The organism is Mycobacterium sp., from assembly GCF_052143115.1.
Taxonomy (GTDB): Bacteria; Actinomycetota; Actinomycetes; order Mycobacteriales; family Mycobacteriaceae; genus Mycobacterium.
On record NZ_JBKQTQ010000250.1, the window covers coordinates 44,647 to 65,812 of the forward strand.

Genomic DNA, 21,166 nt, shown 5'->3' on the forward strand with positions numbered 1-21,166 from the left:
GTCTTTATTTGTGCGATCGCAGGATGGTGACCGCGTTGTCGAACTTTTTGAAGGAGTTGAACGTCTCTGCGGGAACGCCGAAGACAGCGGACAAAACCGTGGGCGGAAGCTTACTCAACGACTCGCCGACACCGATGTTGTCTTCGTCTTCAGGTGCACTGGTGTTCTGAATGATCAGCACTTCCAGATTTCCCGTGCCGCGGTTCTCGAAGTAGTGGAAGGAACCCTGGGGCGCGAACACGATGTCGTCGACGTGGGCGTCGAAACTCTCGTGGTTGCCGTTCCCGTCGATGAGGACCCAGGTCGCGACTCCGCTGGTGACCAGGTTGATCTCCCACGCGCTGGGATGCCAATGCGGCTCGCGAATAGCTCCGGGCTGCAACGTGATCAGCTGGATGCTGGCCTCTTGACCCTTGAGTATCGGAAAATTATCTTCGTGCGCCTGCTGCTGTGTACCCCCGTCATATGTGGTGGGGGCCAGGGCGCCGAGATGGAACAGGTGCGACTTCGAGGTGATCGTTTCAGAAGGTATGCGCGGATCACCAAACCGCGCCGCATCCTCAGTCATTCACCCTTCCTTATCAGCGCAATAGCCGGAAGTGCCGCACCGGGATGGTATCGCAGCGGTCAGGATCGGTCTACCGATCGGATGCCGGGCTCCATCTCGAATCCCGCCGCACTGGAGCTGAATTCATCGGGCGTACAACCGCACCCCGAAGTCGGTAATCCTCGTTCGCCGGGTCAGTTCACGGCGCCGCGGGTCACCTGTGGCCCGGGCGCAGCGCGATGTCGCGACAACAGGCGCGCCGCTTGACCCGGTGCACCGAGTTGGAGCATCGCGGCCAACGCCGTTTCGAGCACCACTTCTTGTTGCACACGACTACCGCCAATCGACGGAAGCCCTGCGAGCGATTCGAGGAGATAGTCGAGCGCTGCGCGCGGCTCACCCTCCGTCAACGCAATAAGACCCTCTCCGATGAGACGCAACGTCGTTGCCTGCGCATCGGTCGCACCAGGCACATTGATCGCGCGTATCGCGGCTGGATCATTCGCTGCGGCCAGTACAAGCAGCGCGTGGAACGCGATAAACGGTGTTTGCGGCGCATACGCAAGCGAGCCGACCTCGGCCAGCAACGGCATCGGATCGGGTGGAGTCACCCAGTCCGGATGCAGCCGCGCCCGCCATGCGAGCGAACCGGCATCAACCAGACAGCGCACGTCCTTCGACCGGGGCGGCGCGAGAAATGCGGCGTACCGACGCGCCGCAGCAGCCGCGTCTCCCATCGCGAGCTCGTGCAGCGCGGCATGCCACTGAAAGTGCGGGAGGTAGCGCTGCGTGCTGCCGTCGCTCGGGATCCAGTCCGTCAGCCATTTCAGCCCGGCGCCATGCGCGTCCGTCTCGTAGTGCACGTGCGTCAACGCATGCGCGGCGTTGCCATTGCCTGGATCGAGTTCGAGTGCGGCGTCAGCCAGGTCGGCTGCGTCGTACCAGAGGCCCTGCTCCGTTCGGCCGTAGGCGCGCAAGCCGAGATACCACGGCGCCTCGCCGTGCACGCCAGTGAATCGCTCGACGTACTGCCACGCGTCCGGCAACGCGTCGCCAGCCCCCGCGAACGCAATCGACGGCGCGAGCACAAGCAATGCGACTTCATCGTTCGGTACGCGGTCGAGATGGTCGATTAATGCGTCGGTGCCCGCCGCGTTTCCCTTCTCGCACCACGTCGCGATGGCCTCGACGTGGCTGCGGTCTTCGTCGCTCCCATGTGCAAGCGCCGCGCGCGCTCGAGCGAGATGGCCGGCGACCGCGTCCGGGCCGCCCGCACGGTCGGGCCGTTCGGTGGCAATCATCGCGAGCGCGACGTGCGCACGCGCGTGCTGCGGATCTTCCGCGACCGCGGCAGCGAAGGCGATCGATGCGCCGTCTTGGACGGCGAGCAGGCGACGCACACCCTCGGCATACGAAGCAGGCGCACCGCTCAATTCCGGCGCAGTCGTGATGAGACTGGGCACACGCACCGGACGGTCGCGCTTGTCGTCGGCGAGCAGCTCCGCGATAGCCGCCGCTTGGGCACGGATTTCGGGAATCGCAGTGGTCTCCCACAACTCACCCTGGCGGATCGAGCCGAGACACACGATGTCCGGGACCGTGCCCCCAGCCCCGTCGATGAGGTAGCCGTCCGCATCGACTCGCACACCTACGCCGCACGGGTGCAACGACGCGACATCTGTGGCCAACAGGTTCGCCCAGAGCGCGCAGCGTTGCAGCGACCGCCGATCCCACACCGCGCCAGTGGCGACGACAACCGCATCACCACGGCGACGCACGGAGCCGTCGCCCGTTGTGACAACCAGTTCAACGCCACTGCCGTGCAGCGACACATCGGCGACCTCGCCCGCTTCGATGCTCAGTTGGCCATTGTCGATCGCCGCATGAATCGCATCGGCAGTCGTGGGCGGCATGCGGTGGCGAAGAACCTCCCACTGCCGCAAGTCCTCACGCAGGAACCGGCGCTGGTCCTCCCACCCCAACGAGCGCCACAGCCGGGCGGAACGCGGCCGCACTGCGTCGATCACCTGTCGCCAGTCCGAACCGGCTTCGCGCGCGTACGCGAGATCAGCGCCGAACGCGGCGCGCAATTGCTCAAGCGAGACCTCGGCCGCGAGCGCATCGACGTTCGGCAACTCTGTCGGCGCGCCTGTAGCGCGGAATCGGCGCGGGAGCGCGCCCTGACGCGACAGCAGCGTGACCGTGGCGCCCCGCGCAATGAGATGCAGCGCGACATCTACTCCCGTGAGTCCCGAACCAATCACCAAGACGCTCGCGGGCCGACGCGCACCAAGGGCCGCGAGCGCGCCGGGCGCCCATGGATCCAGCACAACCTTGCCGTCGGTGCCTGCCGCCAAGACCGGAGCGAAGGCGCGTTCCAACGATTCGGGCATGCCGCCCTCGGGGCGTCCAGACGCGAGCACAACGGTGTCGGCCAATACCGAACGCCCATCGTTCAGCGCTACGCGCACGGGCACGCCCGGCACCAACCCGACAACCTCGGCAGTCTCGATCCGGATGTCGGCAACCGCGAGTTGTTCTCGCAGGTAGCGGCCGTACGCAAGACGCGGCGCGAAGCTGTGCACCGGAGTGACAGCTCGTTCATCGAGCCAACGGCAGAAGTGATCGGGATCGTCTGGCCATGCGGACATGCGCTGCGCAGGAACGTTTAGCAAGTGGGTCGGGTCGTCGGTGCCATACGCCGCGCCGGTGCCAGGACGACCGGAGGCGTCGATCAGCGTGATCTGCGCATCTGGTCTGCTCTGGCGGAGATGTACCGCGGCGAGCACGCCCGCGGCACCACCACCCACGATCGCGACGCGCATCATGGCGGAAGGTTATATCTGCAAGGGGGTGCGGTGCTTAATCGCGCCGACGTTTCATCGGGCGCCAACCCTTATGTCGACGGCGTGTTCCCGCGATGCGTCAGGCCAGGCCGGACAGCCAGGCACTCCACTGCTCGGCCCGTCGCGGCCAGTTGTTCTCGGCCACGACATAGGCGACTTGGGCCTGCATATGCGCCTCGACGCCAGCAGGATCCGCCTGCCGGGCCGCCAGCCGTTGGATGACGTTAAGGCTCTACAGACTGCCTAAGTCGTCGGGTACGTCGACGGCGTGTTCCCGCAGCGCCTCGAGGGGTACCACGTCGAGGGTGCGCTCGTGAGTGGACGCCAACACCACGGGGGCGGCGCAGCCGTCGCGGTAGGCCACGAGCCAGTTCCCGGCAGTGACGCACCAGCGGTCTCCGGGTACCAGGCCAGGAAAGCGCAACTGCGGCCTGGGCGTTGACAGGTCGTTTCCTATCGAACGTTGGTGGTCAAGGAACTCGGCGGTCACCACGGCGCAGATCGTGTGCAAGCCCAGATCCTCCGGCCCGGTCGAACAGCAACCGTCGCGGTAGAAGCCGGTGAGCGGGTCACTGCCGCATGGTTCCAGCGGACCGCCCAACACGTTGCGCTCAGACATGGGTTCAGTATCTCGCTCGACGGCGTTGGGCGAGGCGAAGGGCTTCGTTAGCCGCTCACTGTCCTAGATCGCGACGACGACGTCTTCCACCCGTTGAAGTTGCGCGAGATCGGAACTGGTTGGGATGAGCTGGATTTCGTCGGTGCCGACCGCTTCGAACTTGCGCAGCACCGCGACCAGCTCCTCCTCACTGCCGGCAAACCCGGTACTCGGCGCCATCGCGTCGATGTACTCGGCGGGTATCCAGTTCATGTAGCGCCGCAGATGCCGGTGCACCTGCTGGCGGGCCGCACTGACGGGACCAAGCGCGAACCAGAACGATGTGATCAGGTGGGGTTTAGGCTTGCCGGCCTCGGCCCACGCCGCACGCGCCACGTCGAACAGCTCGTTCTGCTTGACGACGTCGAGGTCCAATGTGGTTCCGGCCAGGCCGTCGGCCCAGGCCGCAGCGCTGCGCAGGGTCTTCGGCCCGATGGTTCCGACCAGCAGCGGCGGCCCGCCCGCCTGGACCGGCGCCGGCCCGACCGGCAGCACCGACTCGGTGATCTTCGAGCCCGCCCACACTCGTTTCATGACCGCCACCCGCTCGGCGATGCCACGCATGGTCTGCGTCGCCGGATAAGCGCCGACCGCCTGATAATCCTCAATCCGGCCGCCCACGCCCAGACCCACGCTCAGCCGTCCGCCGCACAGCATGTCCCCGGTCGCCAACGCCTTGGCCAGCATGACCGGGTCGTGCAGCTGCGGAACGATCACCGTCGTCACCAGCCGCACCCGATCGGTCCACGCGGCCAGCGCGCCCATCAGCGTCAAGGTTTCCGGGTTGTCGAAGGCCATCCGCTCGCCCCAACACAACGACGCGAACGGGCCGTCGTCGATCGCATGGGCCCAATCCCGCAGCACGGCGGCATCCAAGTCCGGCTCCATGACCGGCATGGTCATCGATATCTGCACGACGGCGATTCTGGCATGCAGACCGGTCGATGCCCGCACATCGCCGCGTGGCACCATGTCTGGGATGGGAATCACCGCCAATTCCATCGCGCATGTGCGGCTCACCGTCAGCGATATCGAGCGTTCCCGACAGTTCTACGAGAGCGTCTTCGGTTGGCCGGTTCTGCTTGAGGTGCCGGAGAACGCCGACGTGGCGACCCGCAACCAGCTCGCTTTCCTGTTCGGCGGTGTCATCTACGACATGGGTGGCGCGCTGATCGCGCTGCGGCCGGTCGCCACCGACCGCTTCCACGAGGACCGCTGCGGGCTGGACCACATCGCGTTCAGGGCCGTCAGTAAGGCCGAATTATACTCCGCGGCAATGCATCTCGACGATCTGGGCATCGACCATGAGCCGGTCAAGGACATCGGGCCGTTGTACATCCTGGAGTTTCGCGACCCGGACAACATCGCGTTGGAGCTGACCGCGCCGAAGTAGCTGCTCCAACGTTGTCGCAGGGCGGCCGCAGTGGTTGACTGGAAAGCACAATGCCTATCGCTTTCAACCACACCATTGTCGCCGCCCGTGATAAGCGGGAGTCCGCGGAGTTTCTCACCGAGCTGTTCGGGTTGCCCGGTCCGACGCCGTTCGGCCATTTCCTGACCGTCACTCTCGAGCACGGCGCAAGCCTCGACTACACCGATGCATCCGAAGGCGAGGAGATCCGGCCGCAGCACTACGCGTTCCTGGTCTCGGAGGACGACTTCGACGCGATTTACGGCAAGATCCAATCGCGCGGGCTGCAGCACTGGGCGGACCCGGGCCGCCAACGACCGGGCGAGATCAACACCCGCGACGACGGCCGCGGGGTGTACTTCCCCGATCCGGCCGGACACTTCCTGGAGATTCTGACCCGGCCCTACGGCTCAGGCGGCTAAGGGCGAGCAGACGCAAAAGCCCCTCACGCCTCGGCGTGTCGGGGCCTTTTGCGTCTGCTCGCGCAACTAAGCGCTACCCCGCATTTCGGGGGCCGTGGCGCCTGCTTTCCTGGGCGCGATAGTCGTCGGCCAGCTGACCGACATGGTTCGGCAGGGCACCTGCTGCGACGTCGGCGAGAGTCGTTTCCTCCAGCACCGAGCGCATGCTGGCGCGCAGCGCCCGCCAAACGTCGGTCAGCGCGGCGGTCGGACCGGAATACGGCAGATCGCCCAAACCGACGTCGCGGACGCTGGCCAGCGGACCGTCGATGGAACGCAACACATCGGCGATGCTGATTTCGCTACCGGGGCGGGCCAATTCGTATCCACCGTCGCGACCACGGTGGCTGCGCACCAGGCGATCGGTGCGCAGGTCGGACAAGATGTCGACGAGGAACTGCGGTGGGATGCCCTGGGCGTGCGCCAGGTCGTCAGTCTTGACCCGTACGCCGCCATCGACGGTGGCCAACTGGACCATTGCCCGCACCGCATACTCCGCCTTGGCCGACATGCGCATGGACACGATCCTCCCACCGCCGCCCGACGACGATGCGGGCCGGGGACCGGCCCGAGGTGGGGGCACCCCCAGCCGCGTCGCGGCGAGGGGGCGAGTCGGGCAGCCTTTCAAGGTTAAGCGCCGTAGTCGCTCAACCCGTCACCGCCAGCACCGCGTCGGCGTATTCGGGTCGGCACACCACCAGGTCCGGCAGCAGCGGATCGGGCCTGTTGTACTCCAGCGGCGAACCATCCAGACGCGAGGTGTGCAGACCGGCAGCGCGGGCCACCGCGACCGGCGCCGCAGAATCCCATTCGTACTGTCCGCCGGCGTGCACATACACGTCGGCCAGACCCTGAACCACCGCGGCGACCTTCGCGCCGGCCGATCCCATCTCGACCAGCGTGCCGTCCAGGTGGTCGCGGACCTGCAACGCGATCGCCGGTGGGCGGGTGCGCGAGACCACGATGCGCGGTGATCCCGCGTATGCCGGCGGCGGCGCGGGATCGGGTGTGGCCAGCGTGACGCCCTGTGCGGGCAGCACAACCGCGCCCGCGACCAGATCGCCCGATTGCCACAGCGCGACGTGGACGGCCCAGTCCTGACGGCCCAGTTCGGAGAACTCCCGGGTGCCGTCCAACGGGTCGACGATCCATACCCGCTCGGAGCGCAACCGCACCGGGTCGTCGGCGCCTTCTTCGGAGAGCACCGCGTCGGCCGGGCGCTCGCGCGCCAGCGCATCCATCAAATAATCGTGGGAGCGCTTGTCCCCCGCTGCTTTTCGCTCAGCTTGGGTGGCATCGGCAAGCTCGTCGCGCACCGCGAGCAGCAGCCGGCCGGCTTCAGCGGCCAGCCGCGCCGCCACGTTGTCGTCGCTGTGGATGCTCAACTTTTGGACTCGATCAGGTCGACGACTTGCTGCGCCAGCTCGTCGAGGCTGCGGTCCGGCGTCAGACGTAAGTCGGGATTCTTTGGCCGTTGGTACGGGCTGTCGATGCCGGTGAAATGGGTGATCTCACCCGCACGAGCCTTGGCGTAGAGCCCCTTGGGGTCTCGGCGCTCGCAATCCTCGAGCGGGGTGTCGCAGAACACCTCGAGAAAGTCGAGCCCGGCGTCGGCATGCACGCGGCGAGCCAGGTCGCGATGCTCGGCCAGTGGGCTGATCGCCGGTACCAGCACGGTGTGCCCGGAATCAGCGATCAGCGCCGCCACGTGCGCAAGACGACGGAGGTTTTCCGCCCGGTCGTCCATGCTGAAGCCCAGGTCGGCATTCAAACCGTGCCGCAAGTTGTCGCCGTCGAGAACATAAGCGGGGACGCCGTTTTCGAGCAGCTTCTGCTCGACCAGCATGGCCACCGACGACTTGCCGGAACCCGACAGCCCGGTGAACCACAGCGTGCGGCCCCGCGACATCCGGTCCTCAGCGGTCACCAGCGACTTGTGCCGCACCGTGTTCGGGCTCGAGGAGCGAGTCGAAGCCTCCCGCAACACCATGCCCGCGGCCACGGTCCCGTTGGTGTCGGGGTCGATCAGGATGAAGGATCCGGTGCTGGCGTTGCGGGTGTACTCGTCGAGCAGCAGCGGCACCTGGGCGCGCAGCGAGACGCGGCCAAGCTCGTTGAGCTGCAACGCTTCCGCGGTCTTGTCACGGTGCAGCGTGTTGACATCGAGCCGATAGTCCAGCGCGGTGACCCTTACCCGGGTGGTTCGGGTGGTGTGCTTGATCAGGTAGTCGCGGCCAGCCTCCAGCGCCGAGCCATCCGCCATCCAGCACACGGTCGCGTCGAAGTCCTGAGTGACCCTCGGTTCATTCGTGGGCCGGGCGATCATGTCGCCGCGCGAGAGGTCGATGTCGTCGGCCAAGCTGATCGAGACGGCCATCGGCGGAAACGCTTCCTCCACTGGTCCGCTCGGCCCGTCGATCGCCGTGATCCGAGTCGGCTTACCCGTCGGCAGCACGATCACCTCGTCGCCCGGACGCATCACACCGCTGGCCACCGTGCCCGCGTAGCTGCGGTGGTCTTGATGCTCGCGAGTCTGCGGGCGGATGACGTACTGCACCGGGAAGCGGACGTCGACGAGGTTACGGTCGGCAGCGACGTAAACCTCTTCGAGGTGCGACAACAACGCCGGCCCGTCGTACCACGGGGTGTTGTCCGACTTGGTGACCACATTGTCACCGTGCAGCGCCGACATCGGAATAGTGAGCACGTCTTGCACGTCAAGGCGGGTGGCGAAGGCGTGGAACTCGTCGCGGATCGCCTCGAAAGCTTCTTTGTCCCAGTCGATCAGATCCATCTTGTTGACGGCGAGCACGATGTGCTCGATGCCTAGCAACGAGGCCAGGAACGTGTGTCGACGGGATTGCTCGAGCAGACCGTGGCGGGCGTCGACGAGGACGATGGCCAGCTGGGCGGTGGACGCCCCGGTCACCATGTTGCGGGTGTACTGGATGTGACCGGGAGTGTCGGCGATGATGAATTTGCGCTTGGGAGTGGCGAAGTAGCGGTAGGCGACATCGATCGTGATGCCTTGCTCTCGCTCGGCGCGCAGCCCGTCTGTGACCAGTGACAGGTCGGTGTATTCGTGGCCACGTTCCTTGGAGGTGGCTTCCACCGAGGCCCACTGGTCCTCCATGACGGCCTTGGAGTCATACAGCAGGCGCCCGATCAGAGTGGACTTGCCATCGTCGACCGAGCCGGCCGTTGCGATGCGCAGCAGTGTTGCCATCAGAAGTACCCCTGCCTCTTGCGGTCTTCCATCCCGGCCTCGGAGATCCGGTCGTCTGCTCTGGTAGCGCCGCGTTCGGTCAGCCGTGACACCGCCGTCTCGGCGACCACCTCCGCGACGGTGGCTGCGGTCGATTCCACACAGCCGGTACAGGTGACGTCGCCCACGGTGCGGAAGCGCACCGTGGCCTCGAACACCTTCTCGTCGGCGCGCGGCTGCAGGTGGCGGTCGACCGCGAGCAGCATCCCGTCGCGCTCGAAGACTTTCCGCCGGTGCGCGTAGTAGATCGGCGGCAACTTGACCTTCTCGGCGCCGATGTAGGACCAGATGTCGAACTCGGTCCAGTTGGACAGCGGGAACACCCGGATGTGCTCACCCTTGTGGTGTCGCCCGTTGTAGATGTTCCACAACTCGGGCCTCTGCACCTTGGGGTCCCATTGACCGAACTCGTCGCGGAAGCTGAACACCCGCTCCTTGGCGCGCGCCTTCTCCTCGTCACGCCGGGCGCCGCCGAATGCCGCGTCGAACTTGTTTTCGCGGATCGCGCGCAGCAACGTCACGGTCTGAATCGGGTTGCGCGACGGGATGGTCTCGACAACCCGGCCGGCGTCGATGTCGTCTTGCACCTTGGCGACGACCAACCGCACTCCGGTCTCGGCGACCAACTCGTCGCGGGTGACGATGACTTCGTCGAAGTTATGACCGGTGTCGACGTGCATCACCGGGAACGGCAGCCGGCCGGGGCGAAACGCCTTGAGCGCCAGATGCAGCATCACGATCGAGTCCTTGCCGCCGGAGAACAGCAGAACCGGGCGCTCGAACTCGGCGGCCACCTCGCGAATGATGTGGATGGCCTCGGCCTCCAACGAGCGCAGATGGCTTAGTTCGTATTGTCCGGGGACCGGGCGGCGGTCGTTTGCCCCCTCCGCTCGGTTAGCCGTCGCTTGACTGGTCATCAACCCCTCAATTCTGGGTAAAGTTGGTAGTACTGGTCAGGTTTATGAGCATTACCCTGTATAAAACCAGCCCGATCGGCCGCTGTCAATGAATCGGGCGGGGACGCCAATCGTCGAGGGGAACTCGCTGGTCGTCCGCAGCGGCAAAAGCCTCCGTGAGCTGCAGCGCAAGATTCCAACAAGGACCATGTCAGATTCTCGTTTTCGACCACGACGCCGCGGACGGCGCGAGGCGACACGGAACCACCAATGAACGAAGGGTTCGCTCAGATGGAGATTTCGAAGGGCCGAGTGATGGCCGGCGCACTGCTGATGGCAGTCGCCTTCACCACCGTTGGCGCCGGCACCGCATTCGCGTTTCAAGAGCACATGTTTGGCGGCAGAAACGATCTGCAGCAGGCGGTCAACGAGCTACGGGAGGCAGAGCCTGACAAGGGCGGACATCGCGACGCCGCGATCAACCTGACACAACAGGCTATCGAGCAGGTCAACCTTGGTATTCAATACGCCGCGGGCAACCCGCCGTAAGCGCCGCCTAGCCGGTGACCTCGTTGAGCTTGCCGGTTGCGACGTCGAAGATGAAGCCTCGTAACGACTCGTGCTTGGTGACGAACGGACTGTTTTCGATGCGGCGCAACGACTGCCGAACGTCTTCGGCAAGATCGGGGAAGGCCTCGGCAGCCCAAGGCGGTTTGACCCCTGTCTCCTGCTGGATCGCGTGCTTGAAATCGTCGTCGCTGAAGGTGAGCATCCCGCAGTCGGTGTGGTGAATCAGGATGATCTCCTTGGTTCCCAGCAACCGCTGGCTGATGGCGAGCGACCGGATCGCGTCATCGGTGACCACCCCGCCGGCGTTTCGGATGACGTGCGCCTCGCCCTCCTTGATTCCAAGCACACGGTAGACGTCCAGCCGGGCGTCCATGCACGCGACGACCGCCACATGTTTGCTCGGCGGCAGCGGCAGCGGCCCCTTGAAGGAGCTTGCATATTCGGCGTTGTGGGCTAAGTAGTCGTCGGTGACCGTCACGCCAATCTCCTTGTGTCGCAGTGTCGTTTGCTGCACGCCCGACCCAAGTGGCTGATTCTAACCGTCGACACGCGAATTTTCACCGATCCGGATCAACCCGATCAGAACGGTTCGACTCGTGCCGGTGCGGGCCCGGGGTCGGCCGCAACGCTGACTAGCTGCGCCTTTAACCCGCGCCCGCGACTTGTTGGGTCACATCTCTTACCCTGTGCCCATGCGACACGGGAAGGGCAGATCATGATCCGCTTCCTGTTGCGTCGCTTGCTCAACTACGTCGTGCTGTTGGTGCTGGCCTCGTTCATGGCCTTCTGCCTGGCCTCGCTGACGTTTCATCCGCTGGACAGTTTTATCGAGCGTCACCCGCAGCCGCCGGCTGAGGCTATCCACGCCAAAGCCGTTGAGCTCGGCTTGGACAAACCCGTACCGATCCGGTACGCGGAATGGGCTGCCGGGGTGGTCCGCGGTGATTTCGGCACCACGGTGACCGGTCACCCGGTGTCGCAAGAGTTGTGGCCGCGAATCGGGGTCAGCGTTCGGCTGGTGCTGATCGGTTCGCTGGTGGGCACGGTGACCGGCGTGGTCCTGGGCGCCTGGGGAGCGGTCCGTCAGTATCGGCTGAGCGACCGCATGATCACCGTGTTATCGCTGATCATTCTGAGCATCCCGTCATTTGTGCTGGCCGGCCTGCTCATCCTGGCCGCGTTGCGGGTGAACATGCTCACCGGGGTGCGGATCTTTGCGTACACCGGGGAAACCTCGCCGATTCCGCCCGATGGAATCTGGGACCAGCTCGTCGACCGCGCTCGGCACATCGTGCTGCCGAGTCTGACGCTGGCACTGGGCGCGGCCGCGAGCTTCAGCCGCTACCAGCGCAACGCGATGCTGGACGTGCTCGGCGAGGACTTCATCCGGACCGCGCGGGCCAAGGGGCTGACCCGCCGGCGTGCGCTGTTCAAGCACGGCCTGCGCACCGCGCTCATTCCGCTCGCCACGTTGTTTGCCTACGGGGTCAGTGGCTTGGTCGTCGGCGCGGTGTTCGTCGAGAAGATCTTCGGCTGGCACGGCATGGGCGAGTGGGTGGTGCAGGCCATCACGAGTCAGGACACCCACGTCGTCGCGACGATCACGCTGTTTACCGGCGCGGCGCTGCTGTTCGCCGGGCTGTTGTCGGACATCATCTACGCGGTGCTGGACCCGAGGGTGCGGGTGTCATGACGCGCCGCGCCAGCGACGATGCGGAGCGCAGCGATGAGGAGGAGCGGCGCTCATGACACCCGCCGACGATGCGCTCATCACGCAAGAGACCACCACGGACACCACCCCGCTGCGAGTGGGCATCAAGCCAGCCACCTTCACCTCGCGACGAAGCCTGGTCATACGGCGCTTCATCCGCAACAGGCCTGCCGTGGTGGCGTTGATTCTGTTGGTGGTGCTGTTCGTCGGCTGCTACGGGCTGCCGCCGCTACTCCCCTACGACTACAACGCCCTCGACTACCACGCGCTGCTGCAGCCACCATCAGTCAAGCACTGGTTCGGCACCAACGCGCTCGGCCAGGATCTGTTGGCCCGGACCCTGCGCGGCATGCAGAAGTCGATGCTGATCGGCTTTTGTGTGGCACTGATATCGACCAGCATCGCCGCCACCGTCGGGTCGATTGCCGGTTACTTCGGCGGCTGGCGTGACCGGGCGCTGATGTGGCTGGTGGATCTGCTGCTGGTGGTGCCCGGCTTCTTGATCATCGCGATCATCACTCCGCGCATCAAACAGTCAAGCAGCATGTTGTGGCTCATCATTCTGCTGGCCATATTCGGTTGGATGGTCAGCTCGCGGATGGTGCGCGGCCTGACAATGAGCCTGCGAGAACGCGAATTCATCCGTGCGGCAAGGTTTATGGGAGTGCCGGATCGCCGCGTGATTATGCACCACATCCTGCCGAACGTCGCGTCGATCCTCATCATCGACGCGACCCTCAACGTCGGCTTCGCGGTCCTGGCCGAAACCGGGCTGAGCTTTTTGGGATTCGGTATTCAGCCACCCGACGTCTCGCTGGGTACGCTGATCGCCGACGGCACCCCTTCGACCACCACATTTCCCTGGGTATTCCTGTTTCCGGCCGGAGCATTGGTGCTGATCGTGTTGTGCGCCAACCTCACCGGAGACGGACTGCGGGACGCGCTGGATCCGGGCAGCCGATCATCACGCCGTAGGAAGCGGCGCCGAAAGTGACGGCCCTGCTCGAGGTCGCGGATCTCAACGTCACCTTCGACACCGGAGACGCGCGCGTGTCCGCGGTGCGCCGTACGAGTTACCGCATCGACCCTGGCGAAGTGGTCGCCATCGTCGGCGAATCCGGTTCAGGGAAAACCACTGCCGCGATGGCGGTCGTCGGATTGCTGCCCGAGAACACTGACGTGTCGGGATCGGTGCGGTTACACGGCGACGAGTTACTCGGGTTGCCCGACCAGGCGATGTCACGGATTCGCGGCAAGTCGATCGGCACCGTCTTTCAAGATCCGATGTCGGCGCTGACGCCCGTTTACACCATCGGCGACCAGATAGCCGAAGCCATCAGGGTCCACAACCGCGAGGTCAGCCGAGCGGGTGCCCGCAAGCGTGCCGTTGAGCTGCTCGAACTGGTTGGCATCGTCCAGCCGCAAAGCCGGGCAAGGGCTTTCCCGCACGAACTGTCCGGCGGCGAGCGTCAGCGCGTGGTGATCGCGATCGCGATCGCCAATGATCCGGACCTGCTGATCTGCGACGAACCGACCACTGCGCTGGATGTCACCGTGCAGGCGCAAATCCTCGACGTGCTGCGAACCGCGCGCGACGTCACTGGCGCGGGTGTGCTGATCATCACCCACGACCTCGGTGTGGTGTCGGAGTTCGCCGACCGGGCGCTGGTCATGTACGCGGGACGTCCGGTCGAGATCGCCACCGTCGAAGAGCTCTACCGTGACCGCCGGATGCCCTATACGGCCGGGTTGCTGGGCTCGGTGCCGCGACTGGACTCCCCGCAGGGCACCCGACTGGTTCCGATCCCGGGCGCGCCGCCGACGATGACGTCGCTGTCTCCTGGTGCTTGCCAGTTCGCCCCCCGCTGTCCGCTGGTCATCAGCGAATGTCGTTCGGCAGAACCGGATCTCGTCACCATCCGGGACGGTCACTGGGCAGCGTGCATCCGCACCGGCGACGTCGCGGGGCGCAGCGCGGCCGAGATCTATCACGTATCAACACAGCCGGTTTCAGTCGATACCAGCGTCACGGACCCTGCGGTGGTACTGCAGGTCACCGACCTCGCCAAGACCTACCCGCTGACCAAAGGTGTGGTTTTGCGCAGGCGGGTCGGTGAAGTACGCGCTGTCGACGGGGTCAGCTTCACCTTGGAGCAGGGTCGCACGCTGGGCATTGTCGGCGAATCCGGTTCGGGCAAATCAACGACGTTGAGCCAGATCCTCGAGCTCGGCACACCCCAGGCCGGTGCCATCGAGATTCTCGGCGCCGACGTGGCAGCCCTCGACTCGGCGGCCCGTCGTAAGCTGCGGACCGAGTTGCAGGTGGTGTTTCAGGACCCGGTGGCGTCGCTGGACCCGCGGCTCCCGGTGTTCGATGTCATCGCTGAACCATTGGCCACCAACGGATTCGACAGGCGTCGGTCTGAGGAACGAGTCGCCGAGCTACTGGGAATCGTCGGACTGAACCACGCCGACGCCAGCCGCTATCCCGCCGAGTTCTCCGGCGGCCAGAAACAACGGATTGGTATTGCGCGGGCGCTGGCACTGCAGCCGAAGATCCTTGCGCTCGATGAGCCGGTGTCGGCGCTCGACGTATCGATTCAGGCCGGCATCATCAACCTGCTGCTGGACCTGCAGCGACGATTCGGGCTGTCCTATCTGTTTGTGTCTCATGACCTTTCGGTGGTCAAACACCTGGCCCACCGGGTCGCGGTGATGTACCGGGGAAAAATTGTGGAGCAGGGCGCCGGCGAGCAAGTGTTCACCAACCCGCAGCACGAGTACACCCGGCGCCTATTGGCCGCAGTCCCGCGAGCGCACCCGGATGTCGCCGGTGGTTAGCATCGTCGCGACGATCCGCAAGGTTGCGCTGCTGGCGACCGTGATGGTTTGTCTGATCATCACGGGCTGCTCGGACGGTTACAAGGACGTCGTGGGGCGGCGGGCTGTGCGGGTCGGTACCACCAGCGATATCAACCCGCGGGACCCGACGACTCTGCGCGACGGCGGCAACCTGCGGTTTGCGATCAGCTCGTTTCCGGCGAACTTCAACGTATTGAATATCGACGGCAACACGGCCGACGTCGGTTCGATAGTCACGCCGACGCTGCCGGGGGCGTTCATCACCCAGGCCGACGGTTCGCTGAAACTCAACACCGACTACTTCGCCGCTGCCGAGCTGACCAAGGCCAGCCCGCAGGTCGTCACGTTGACGATCAATCCGAAAGCGGTGTGGAGCGACGGCACCCCGATCACCTGGGAAGACCTCAAAGCCGAGGTCGAGGCGTGCAGCGGCCGCGACAAGCGCTACCTGATCGCCAGTAGAGCCGGGTTCGAGCGAGTCAAATCGGTGGCCAGGGGCGTCGACGATCGCCAGGCAGTGATCACCTTCGCCCAGCCGTATGCGGAGTGGCGCGGGATGTTTGCCGGCGGCATGCAACCCCGCAGCATGACGTCAACCCCGGACGCCTTCAACAAGGGCCAACTCGACGCCCCCGGGCCGTCAGCCGGACCTTTCATTGTGTCCCGGATTGACCACAGCGCCCAGCGCATTGTGCTGACCCGCAATCCCCGCTGGTGGGGCAGGAAGCCGCGGCTGAACTCCATCACCTTCCTGGTGCTCGACTCCTCCGCCGTCATCCCCGCCCTGCAAAACAACGCGATCGATGCTGCCGGCGTGAGCACGCTCGACGATATGGTCACAGCCGAACGCACCCCGGGAGTCGTGATCCGCAGCGCGCCGGCACCGACCTGGTATCACTTCACCTTCAACGGCGCACCCGGATCGATCCTGTCCGACGACAAGCTGCGGCTGGCAATCTGCCGAGGCATCGACCGCCAGGCGATTGTCAATGTCGTTCAGCACGGTCTGACCGATGATCCAGTGCCGCTCGACAATCACATTTACGTGGTCGGCCAGCAGGGCTACCAAAACAACAGTGCGCCAGCCGCTTACAACCCTGATCAGGCCCGCAGAGACTTGGATGCGCTGGGCTGGAAGCTCAATGGCGCGGTGCGGGAAAAAGACGGTAAAAAGCTTGTCGTCCGAGACGTACTGTTCGACTCACCGGCCGCTCGGCAGATCGCCCTGGTTGCTCAACAGAACCTGGCGCAGATCGGCGTCAAGCTGGTGCTCGACGTCAAAGCGGGCAACGGATTCTTTAATCAGTACGTGAGCGTCGGCGACTTCGACATCGTGCAATTCGGTTGGGTGGGTAACGCTTTCCCGCTGTCGGCGCTGCCGCAGATCTATACCTCGGACGGTGAGGGCAACTTCGGCAAGATCGGCAACGCCAGCATCGACGCGAAGATCGATCAGACGCTGTCCGAGCTGGACGAAGGCGCGGCGCGCGAGCTCGCTAACAAGGTCGACGCGATGATCTGGCGGGAAGGGTTCAACCTGCCGTTGTTTCAGTCGCCCGGCGACATCGCGGTGCGCAGGGATCTGGCCAACTTCGGCGCGCCCGGGCTGGCCGACGTGGACTACACCGCTATCGGATTCATGCGCGGCTGAGGTAGCCGGCAATTTCCTCGGGCCGCTATCGCGTCCGCAAATCGGCGCGATGGAGGACACCTGCCAACGGATCAATGCCCCGCTGAAGCGCGCTGAGCGCGCGGCGAAGGATCGCTAGGCGCACAGTTCGATACGTTGTGCGCCCTTGACACCGTCGTATCGGGCTGGTGTGCAGGTCAATACGATTACCTGTCCGCGCTCGCCCAGCGTGTCGAATACCTCGGCCATTTTGGCCAACCGTCCCGGATCGGTGAAGCCGAGTGCGTCATCGATCAGAATCGGGACGGCGTCCTCTTTGGCGACCAGCGTTGCTCCGGCCAGCCGCGCCAGAATGCCGAGTTGCTCCTTGGCCCCGCCCGACAGCGATTCATACGGCACGGTGCAACCGTCCAGGGTGCGGTTGAGGATGCACAGGTCGGTGTCGATGTCGACCTCGAAACTGGGGCCGAACACCGGGCGCCCGAGTCGCTGCAATTCGGTGCGGAACGGTTCGACGTAACGCAGCCTTGTGGTGTCGCGGTGGCGGACCATCACCGTCCGCAGCAACTGGACGGCGCGGGCTCGGCTGCCCACCCGGGTGTGCTCGCTTCGGGCGTGTTCGCGCCTGGTCTCAGCGGCATCGAGCTTGCCATTGCGGCCCTCGGTGCCGAATAGTGTTAGCTCCACACCAATCTCGTGCAGTGTGCGGGCGATCTCGTCGTGGCGGGCCTTTATTGCCTCAGCCGCCTCGGTGGCGTCAGCCAGTTCGGCGGCCACCGCGTCAGGTGCCGCGGCGGCCAGTTGTTCGGACAGCTCGGCAACCCGTTGTTTCGCCGCCTGCGCGGTCTGCAGGTCTGCTTCCGCGGCGGCCTGCAGCTTATCGTCGGCGATGGCCGCGCGCTGCTGAGCCAGCCGGTCAGCAACCCCAGCCAGCTCGGCACGTTGGGTAGCCAGTTTGTCGTTCGAAAGGGTTGCTTGCGTGGATATTTCGGTGAGCTTGGCCGCCGCCGCGGCCGCGACCCGGCGATGCGTCTCCAGGTCGGCGCCGGCTTTGACGCGAGCCGCGTCGGCCTCCTCGAGTTCGGCACGCGCGGCGGTGGCGTCCATCCCGATGTCGTCGGCCTGCTGAGCGGCACGCAACTCGGCCAGTTTGGAGCGCAGGTGCTCGACCTCGTCGTCACCGCACAAGCCGACCAGGGTTGCGGTCAACTGATCGCGGCCGCTCAGTAGTTCGCGCCGCCGCTGATCGGTATGCCGCGCCGCTGCCACGTCAGGGACCTGCGCGGCCGCCAGGGCCGCGACCAGATCCTGTTGCGCTGCAGCGTATTCAGCCTGAATGTCGAGGGCCGTCGCGCCCGGAGTGAACCGCGCGGTCAGGACACCGGGAACCTCGACCTCGGTGGCGCCGCCCGCAGTGGTCGTCCAGCTCTGGCCCGCGGGCAGCGACACCCGCTGGTCGCCAACGACGAGTTCGATGTCGGTGGCCGCCACGAATTCCACCGTCGCCGACACCAACGCGAGTCGGCCCTCTACTCTTTCGACGGCCGCGGCGGCTTGCTCGATTTGTCGAAAAAGGTTGTCGGTCAGTGCGATTGTCGTTAGTTCGCCGGAGATCAGGTCACGGTCGCGCTGCGCGGCGTCGATCTTGGCAAGTCGGGTTGCCAACCGATCGGCCTCGTCACGGCGGGCCAGTTCGTCGACCGCGCGCCGGGCCGTCTCGGCTCGCTGCTGGGCAGCGGCCAGGAGCGAGCTAGCCTCCTCGACCACGGCGTCGGCCGCGACGGTGACTTCGCGCGCCGTCGCCTGCGCCTCCGCGGCCGCTCGCGCTTCGGCTTCGACCGCCGCGACCGTGGCGGCGCGCGTGTCGGTTTCGGCGCGCAGCCGTACCCGCTCGGTGTGCGCGCTGGTCGACGCGGTGCTGGTCGCGGCCGCGGCGGCAGCGATCAGCCCGGCTTCTTTTACCTGTTCGGTGAGCTGAGCGATATTGTCGTCGGCGGCTTGGGCAGCGGTCCGCCGGACCGCGGCCGCCTGTTGAAGTGGCGACAACTCGGCCAGCTCGGCAGTCAGTGCGGCGTGCCGATGTACGCGGTCGTCGACCTCGGCGACGGCCGCGGCGCATCGCTGCACCTCGTCCTCGGCGTCGCGGAGCGCGGCGATCGCATCGGACCACTCGCCGGTGGCACGACCCGTCGGGGTGAAGTAGCGGCCGTACTCGGCATCGATCCGCTCGATGAGCAGCGGCTCGGTGCCCGACAGCGCTGCGGTGTCACCCGCCGCGACATCGAGCGCCCGGGTCAGCGCGTCGCAACCCGAAAGATTCACCGCCGCCGTCGACGCTGACTGCAACACCCGTTGGGCATGCCACAGCTCGGTGTCGACGGTCTCGGCCAGCATGGACTGCACGCGGTCATGCGCCTCGTCACCACTGTGCTGTTCGCGGCGTGGCTCCAGAACCGTCAGCTGCGTCTCACACTTCTTGTGGAAGCGCTTGCGATAAACGAAACGATAAGGGCCAGTGCTGATCTCGGCCGTTACTTCGGATCCGACGTCGGCGTGGGTCGGCTTGACCTGCTTGACCTCCTTTTTCGTCGAACGGTCCTTTGATTCCAGCAGCAGGTCTAGCGCCTCGATCATCGACGACTTGCCGATCTCGTTGGCTCCCGAAACCACGACGACGCCGTGGTCGGGGAATTCAATCTCGCGGTAGTCGATGCCGCGGTAGTTCTTCAGAACCAGTCGATGCAACTTCATGCCGCACCTCGACCTTGGTGGCCTTTGTCGGTCAGCCGCAGCAGCAGCGCCAGCGCTGCCTGCGCGTCGCCGGCGACTTCGGCATCCCCGGTGCGTGCCGTCTCGACCAGTTCCTCGACCGCCGCCGCGGCGAAGCCGCCGATGCCGAGGTCGGTGAACTCGCCGTCGGCCGGTATGACCGCCAGATCGCTGTGGCTGTCCCACACGCGCAGCGAAGCGAACAATCGCGAATATTTGTCCAAGCAGGCATCCAGGGCAGCGCGGTCGGTGACCGTCAACGAACCAATCATGGCCAGCCGCAACACCGTCCGGTCCTTGTCAGGCATCAGATCCAAGTTCAGATCCAGGTCGGCGATATCGCGGCTGCTGTCCACCTGACGATGCAGGGTGACAAACCGCCAACGACCGACTTTCTGCGCGTCAACGGTGACCGGGCGCTGCGGATCCGTCTCGTCGACATCGACGACCAGCACATGGCCGGGATCGGGTTCAACGTCATCGAAATTGGTGACTTCCGGGGAGCCGGAATACCAGACACGTCCGCTGCTGCCGACTTGAGTTAGCGAATGCTTGTCGCCGAGCGCCACATACTGCACCACGCCACGGGCCAACGCGTCTTCCAGGCCGGCCAGCCGGATCAGCGAAGGCTTTGTGGGATCGGGATCAAGCACATCGACACCGCCGTGAGCGACGAGTACCCGGGTGACCCCGTCAGAGGGCAGACCCTCAAGATCTCTGAGCACGTCGGCAACCAGGTCGGTCGTCGGCGCCTTGGATCGCCATGGTGCGGCCACGATCTGCAGGCCAGGGCGGACCTCGTGCAACCCGGCACGATCGAGCAATCGCACGTTGGCGGGGCGTTCGGCCTTGAACAGTGCGCTGGTGTACACCGACGACGCATCCAGCGGGTCGTGGTTGCCGGGCAGCAAATAGACCGGAATCCCGATGGCGCGCATGGCTTCCAGTGATTGACTGACCACTTGTGGCGAGAGCTGGTTGTGTTCAAAGACGTCACCGGCCACCACGACGAACTCGGCGCCGACGTCGGCTACCAGTGATCGCAGGTCGGCCACGGCGTCTCGGCGAGCCGCCGAATACCGCGGCTGTGCTTCGCCCGCGAGGAAGTGACGGGTCATGCCGAGTTGCCAGTCGGCGGTATGCACGAATCGCATTGCGACCCCGTCCCTTCTGCTTCATGTCCGGCCGGTCTGCGACCGGGCACCGCGAGTGTAGGACTCGGCGCCGACAAGTCCGGGGACCTCGATCGGCAGGTCCGACATTCGTCGGACGTCGAGCGGCGCGGGTCGTCTCATCGACGCGCAACAGTCACACCTGCCACATCAGTCCCGCGGAGAGTCGGCGCGCGTTGACTCCGCGTTGACTCATCAAATATGCCCGCGTAGCTCCTTCGTTGCCTCATGTGTGAATGCTCGCGTACGGCGTGTCGTTCGGGCCTGTGGGGTGGGGCTGGGCTACCGCCGGATGATGGGGTTGACGTTGGCGCAGCGCAGTGCCGTGACGAGGGCGATCGCGGTTCGCTATCGACGGGCGGGTAAGG

Annotated in this window: 18 protein-coding genes; 7 read left to right on the top strand and 11 right to left on the bottom strand. The window is 65.4% G+C overall.

Going from position 1 to position 21,166, the window contains the following annotated elements:
• Positions 1-4: 4 nt before the first annotated feature.
• The 4 genes from ACLQI9_RS24680 to ACLQI9_RS24695 form a co-directional block, all read right to left on the bottom strand.
• Positions 5-568, bottom strand: a complete 564-nt coding sequence (locus tag ACLQI9_RS24680; protein WP_442382078.1) for a cupin domain-containing protein — start codon at positions 566-568, stop codon at positions 5-7.
• Between the two features lie 173 nt (positions 569-741).
• Positions 742-3,375: an FAD/NAD(P)-binding protein gene (locus ACLQI9_RS24685; RefSeq protein ID WP_442382079.1), complete on the bottom strand. Its 2,634-nt coding sequence runs from the start codon at positions 3,373-3,375 to the stop codon at positions 742-744.
• 250 nt (positions 3,376-3,625) lie between these two features.
• On the bottom strand, positions 3,626-4,012 hold the full coding sequence (locus ACLQI9_RS24690; protein WP_442382080.1) for a DUF2237 family protein: 387 nt from the start codon (positions 4,010-4,012) through the stop codon (positions 3,626-3,628).
• A gap of 63 nt (positions 4,013-4,075) precedes the next feature.
• Entirely contained in the window at positions 4,076-4,954 is an 879-nt protein-coding gene (locus ACLQI9_RS24695; protein ID WP_442382085.1) for an LLM class flavin-dependent oxidoreductase, read from the bottom strand.
• A gap of 76 nt (positions 4,955-5,030) precedes the next feature.
• Here ACLQI9_RS24695 and ACLQI9_RS24700 point away from each other — a divergent pair, with 76 nt between their 5' ends.
• Positions 5,031-5,444, top strand: a complete 414-nt coding sequence (locus tag ACLQI9_RS24700; protein WP_442382086.1) for a VOC family protein — start codon at positions 5,031-5,033, stop codon at positions 5,442-5,444.
• Positions 5,445-5,494: 50 nt separating this feature from the next.
• Positions 5,495-5,884, top strand: a complete 390-nt coding sequence (locus tag ACLQI9_RS24705; protein ID WP_442382081.1) for a VOC family protein — start codon at positions 5,495-5,497, stop codon at positions 5,882-5,884.
• Between the two features lie 73 nt (positions 5,885-5,957).
• Here the strand turns inward: ACLQI9_RS24705 and ACLQI9_RS24710 are convergent, their stop codons facing one another.
• From ACLQI9_RS24710 to cysD, 4 genes are all read right to left on the bottom strand, one after another.
• A complete protein-coding gene (locus tag ACLQI9_RS24710) occupies positions 5,958-6,440 on the bottom strand; it encodes an Rrf2 family transcriptional regulator (protein WP_442382082.1) in 483 nt (160 codons plus the stop codon).
• A gap of 130 nt (positions 6,441-6,570) precedes the next feature.
• A complete protein-coding gene (locus tag ACLQI9_RS24715) occupies positions 6,571-7,302 on the bottom strand; it encodes a 3'(2'),5'-bisphosphate nucleotidase CysQ (protein ID WP_442382087.1) in 732 nt (243 codons plus the stop codon).
• 2 nt (positions 7,303-7,304) lie between these two features.
• On the bottom strand, positions 7,305-9,149 hold the full coding sequence (gene cysC, locus ACLQI9_RS24720; protein WP_442392326.1) for an adenylyl-sulfate kinase: 1,845 nt from the start codon (positions 9,147-9,149) through the stop codon (positions 7,305-7,307).
• Positions 9,149-10,105, bottom strand: coding sequence for a sulfate adenylyltransferase subunit CysD (cysD, locus tag ACLQI9_RS24725; protein ID WP_442378691.1), 957 nt, complete (start codon positions 10,103-10,105; stop codon positions 9,149-9,151). Before cysD ends, cysC begins: the two co-directional genes overlap by 1 nt.
• 249 nt (positions 10,106-10,354) lie before the next feature.
• Here cysD and ACLQI9_RS24730 point away from each other — a divergent pair, with 249 nt between their 5' ends.
• Positions 10,355-10,633, top strand: coding sequence for a hypothetical protein (locus ACLQI9_RS24730; RefSeq protein WP_442392327.1), 279 nt, complete (start codon positions 10,355-10,357; stop codon positions 10,631-10,633).
• Between the two features lie 7 nt (positions 10,634-10,640).
• Here the strand turns inward: ACLQI9_RS24730 and ACLQI9_RS24735 are convergent, their stop codons facing one another.
• On the bottom strand, positions 10,641-11,132 hold the full coding sequence (locus ACLQI9_RS24735) for a beta-class carbonic anhydrase (protein ID WP_442378689.1): 492 nt from the start codon (positions 11,130-11,132) through the stop codon (positions 10,641-10,643).
• Between the two features lie 237 nt (positions 11,133-11,369).
• Between ACLQI9_RS24735 and ACLQI9_RS24740 the strand changes: the two genes are divergently transcribed.
• From ACLQI9_RS24740 to ACLQI9_RS24755, 4 genes are read left to right on the top strand one after another with little or no spacing between them, the layout of a single operon-like run.
• On the top strand, positions 11,370-12,347 hold the full coding sequence (locus ACLQI9_RS24740; protein WP_442378688.1) for an ABC transporter permease: 978 nt from the start codon (positions 11,370-11,372) through the stop codon (positions 12,345-12,347).
• A 52-nt stretch (positions 12,348-12,399) separates the two neighbouring features.
• Positions 12,400-13,359 carry an ABC transporter permease gene (locus ACLQI9_RS24745; RefSeq protein ID WP_442378687.1) on the top strand — a complete coding sequence of 320 codons (960 nt, stop codon included), beginning with the start codon at positions 12,400-12,402 and terminating at the stop codon, positions 13,357-13,359.
• Positions 13,356-15,206, top strand: coding sequence for a dipeptide ABC transporter ATP-binding protein (locus ACLQI9_RS24750; RefSeq protein ID WP_442378686.1), 1,851 nt, complete (start codon positions 13,356-13,358; stop codon positions 15,204-15,206). Before ACLQI9_RS24745 ends, ACLQI9_RS24750 begins: the two co-directional genes overlap by 4 nt.
• The gene (locus ACLQI9_RS24755; protein ID WP_442378685.1) at positions 15,190-16,878 is read left to right on the top strand and encodes an ABC transporter family substrate-binding protein; all 1,689 of its coding nucleotides are present in this window, start codon (positions 15,190-15,192) and stop codon (positions 16,876-16,878) included. Before ACLQI9_RS24750 ends, ACLQI9_RS24755 begins: the two co-directional genes overlap by 17 nt.
• A 114-nt stretch (positions 16,879-16,992) precedes the next feature.
• Here ACLQI9_RS24755 and ACLQI9_RS24760 read toward each other — a convergent pair whose 3' ends face one another.
• The gene (locus ACLQI9_RS24760; protein ID WP_442378684.1) at positions 16,993-19,608 is read right to left on the bottom strand and encodes an AAA family ATPase; all 2,616 of its coding nucleotides are present in this window, start codon (positions 19,606-19,608) and stop codon (positions 16,993-16,995) included.
• Positions 19,605-20,780, bottom strand: a complete 1,176-nt coding sequence (locus tag ACLQI9_RS24765) for a metallophosphoesterase family protein (RefSeq protein WP_442378683.1) — start codon at positions 20,778-20,780, stop codon at positions 19,605-19,607. Before ACLQI9_RS24765 ends, ACLQI9_RS24760 begins: the two co-directional genes overlap by 4 nt.
• Positions 20,781-21,166 lie beyond the last annotated feature (386 nt).

Coding starts and splice junctions, on each gene's coding strand:
- cysD (WP_442378691.1), bottom strand. CDS start 10,105: ATGACCAGTCAAGCGACGGCTAACCGAGCGGAGGGGGCAAACGACCGC.
- cysC (WP_442392326.1), bottom strand. CDS start 9,149: ATGGCAACACTGCTGCGCATCGCAACGGCCGGCTCGGTCGACGATGGC.
- ACLQI9_RS24745 (WP_442378687.1), top strand. CDS start 12,400: ATGACACCCGCCGACGATGCGCTCATCACGCAAGAGACCACCACGGAC.
- ACLQI9_RS24700 (WP_442382086.1), top strand. CDS start 5,031: ATGGGAATCACCGCCAATTCCATCGCGCATGTGCGGCTCACCGTCAGC.
- ACLQI9_RS24680 (WP_442382078.1), bottom strand. CDS start 568: ATGACTGAGGATGCGGCGCGGTTTGGTGATCCGCGCATACCTTCTGAA.
- ACLQI9_RS24730 (WP_442392327.1), top strand. CDS start 10,355: ATGAACGAAGGGTTCGCTCAGATGGAGATTTCGAAGGGCCGAGTGATG.
- ACLQI9_RS24755 (WP_442378685.1), top strand. CDS start 15,190: ATGTCGCCGGTGGTTAGCATCGTCGCGACGATCCGCAAGGTTGCGCTG.
- ACLQI9_RS24690 (WP_442382080.1), bottom strand. CDS start 4,012: ATGTCTGAGCGCAACGTGTTGGGCGGTCCGCTGGAACCATGCGGCAGT.
- ACLQI9_RS24685 (WP_442382079.1), bottom strand. CDS start 3,375: ATGATGCGCGTCGCGATCGTGGGTGGTGGTGCCGCGGGCGTGCTCGCC.
- ACLQI9_RS24760 (WP_442378684.1), bottom strand. CDS start 19,608: ATGAAGTTGCATCGACTGGTTCTGAAGAACTACCGCGGCATCGACTAC.
- ACLQI9_RS24695 (WP_442382085.1), bottom strand. CDS start 4,954: ATGACCATGCCGGTCATGGAGCCGGACTTGGATGCCGCCGTGCTGCGG.
- ACLQI9_RS24710 (WP_442382082.1), bottom strand. CDS start 6,440: ATGCGCATGTCGGCCAAGGCGGAGTATGCGGTGCGGGCAATGGTCCAG.
- ACLQI9_RS24765 (WP_442378683.1), bottom strand. CDS start 20,780: ATGCGATTCGTGCATACCGCCGACTGGCAACTCGGCATGACCCGTCAC.
- ACLQI9_RS24705 (WP_442382081.1), top strand. CDS start 5,495: ATGCCTATCGCTTTCAACCACACCATTGTCGCCGCCCGTGATAAGCGG.
- ACLQI9_RS24740 (WP_442378688.1), top strand. CDS start 11,370: ATGATCCGCTTCCTGTTGCGTCGCTTGCTCAACTACGTCGTGCTGTTG.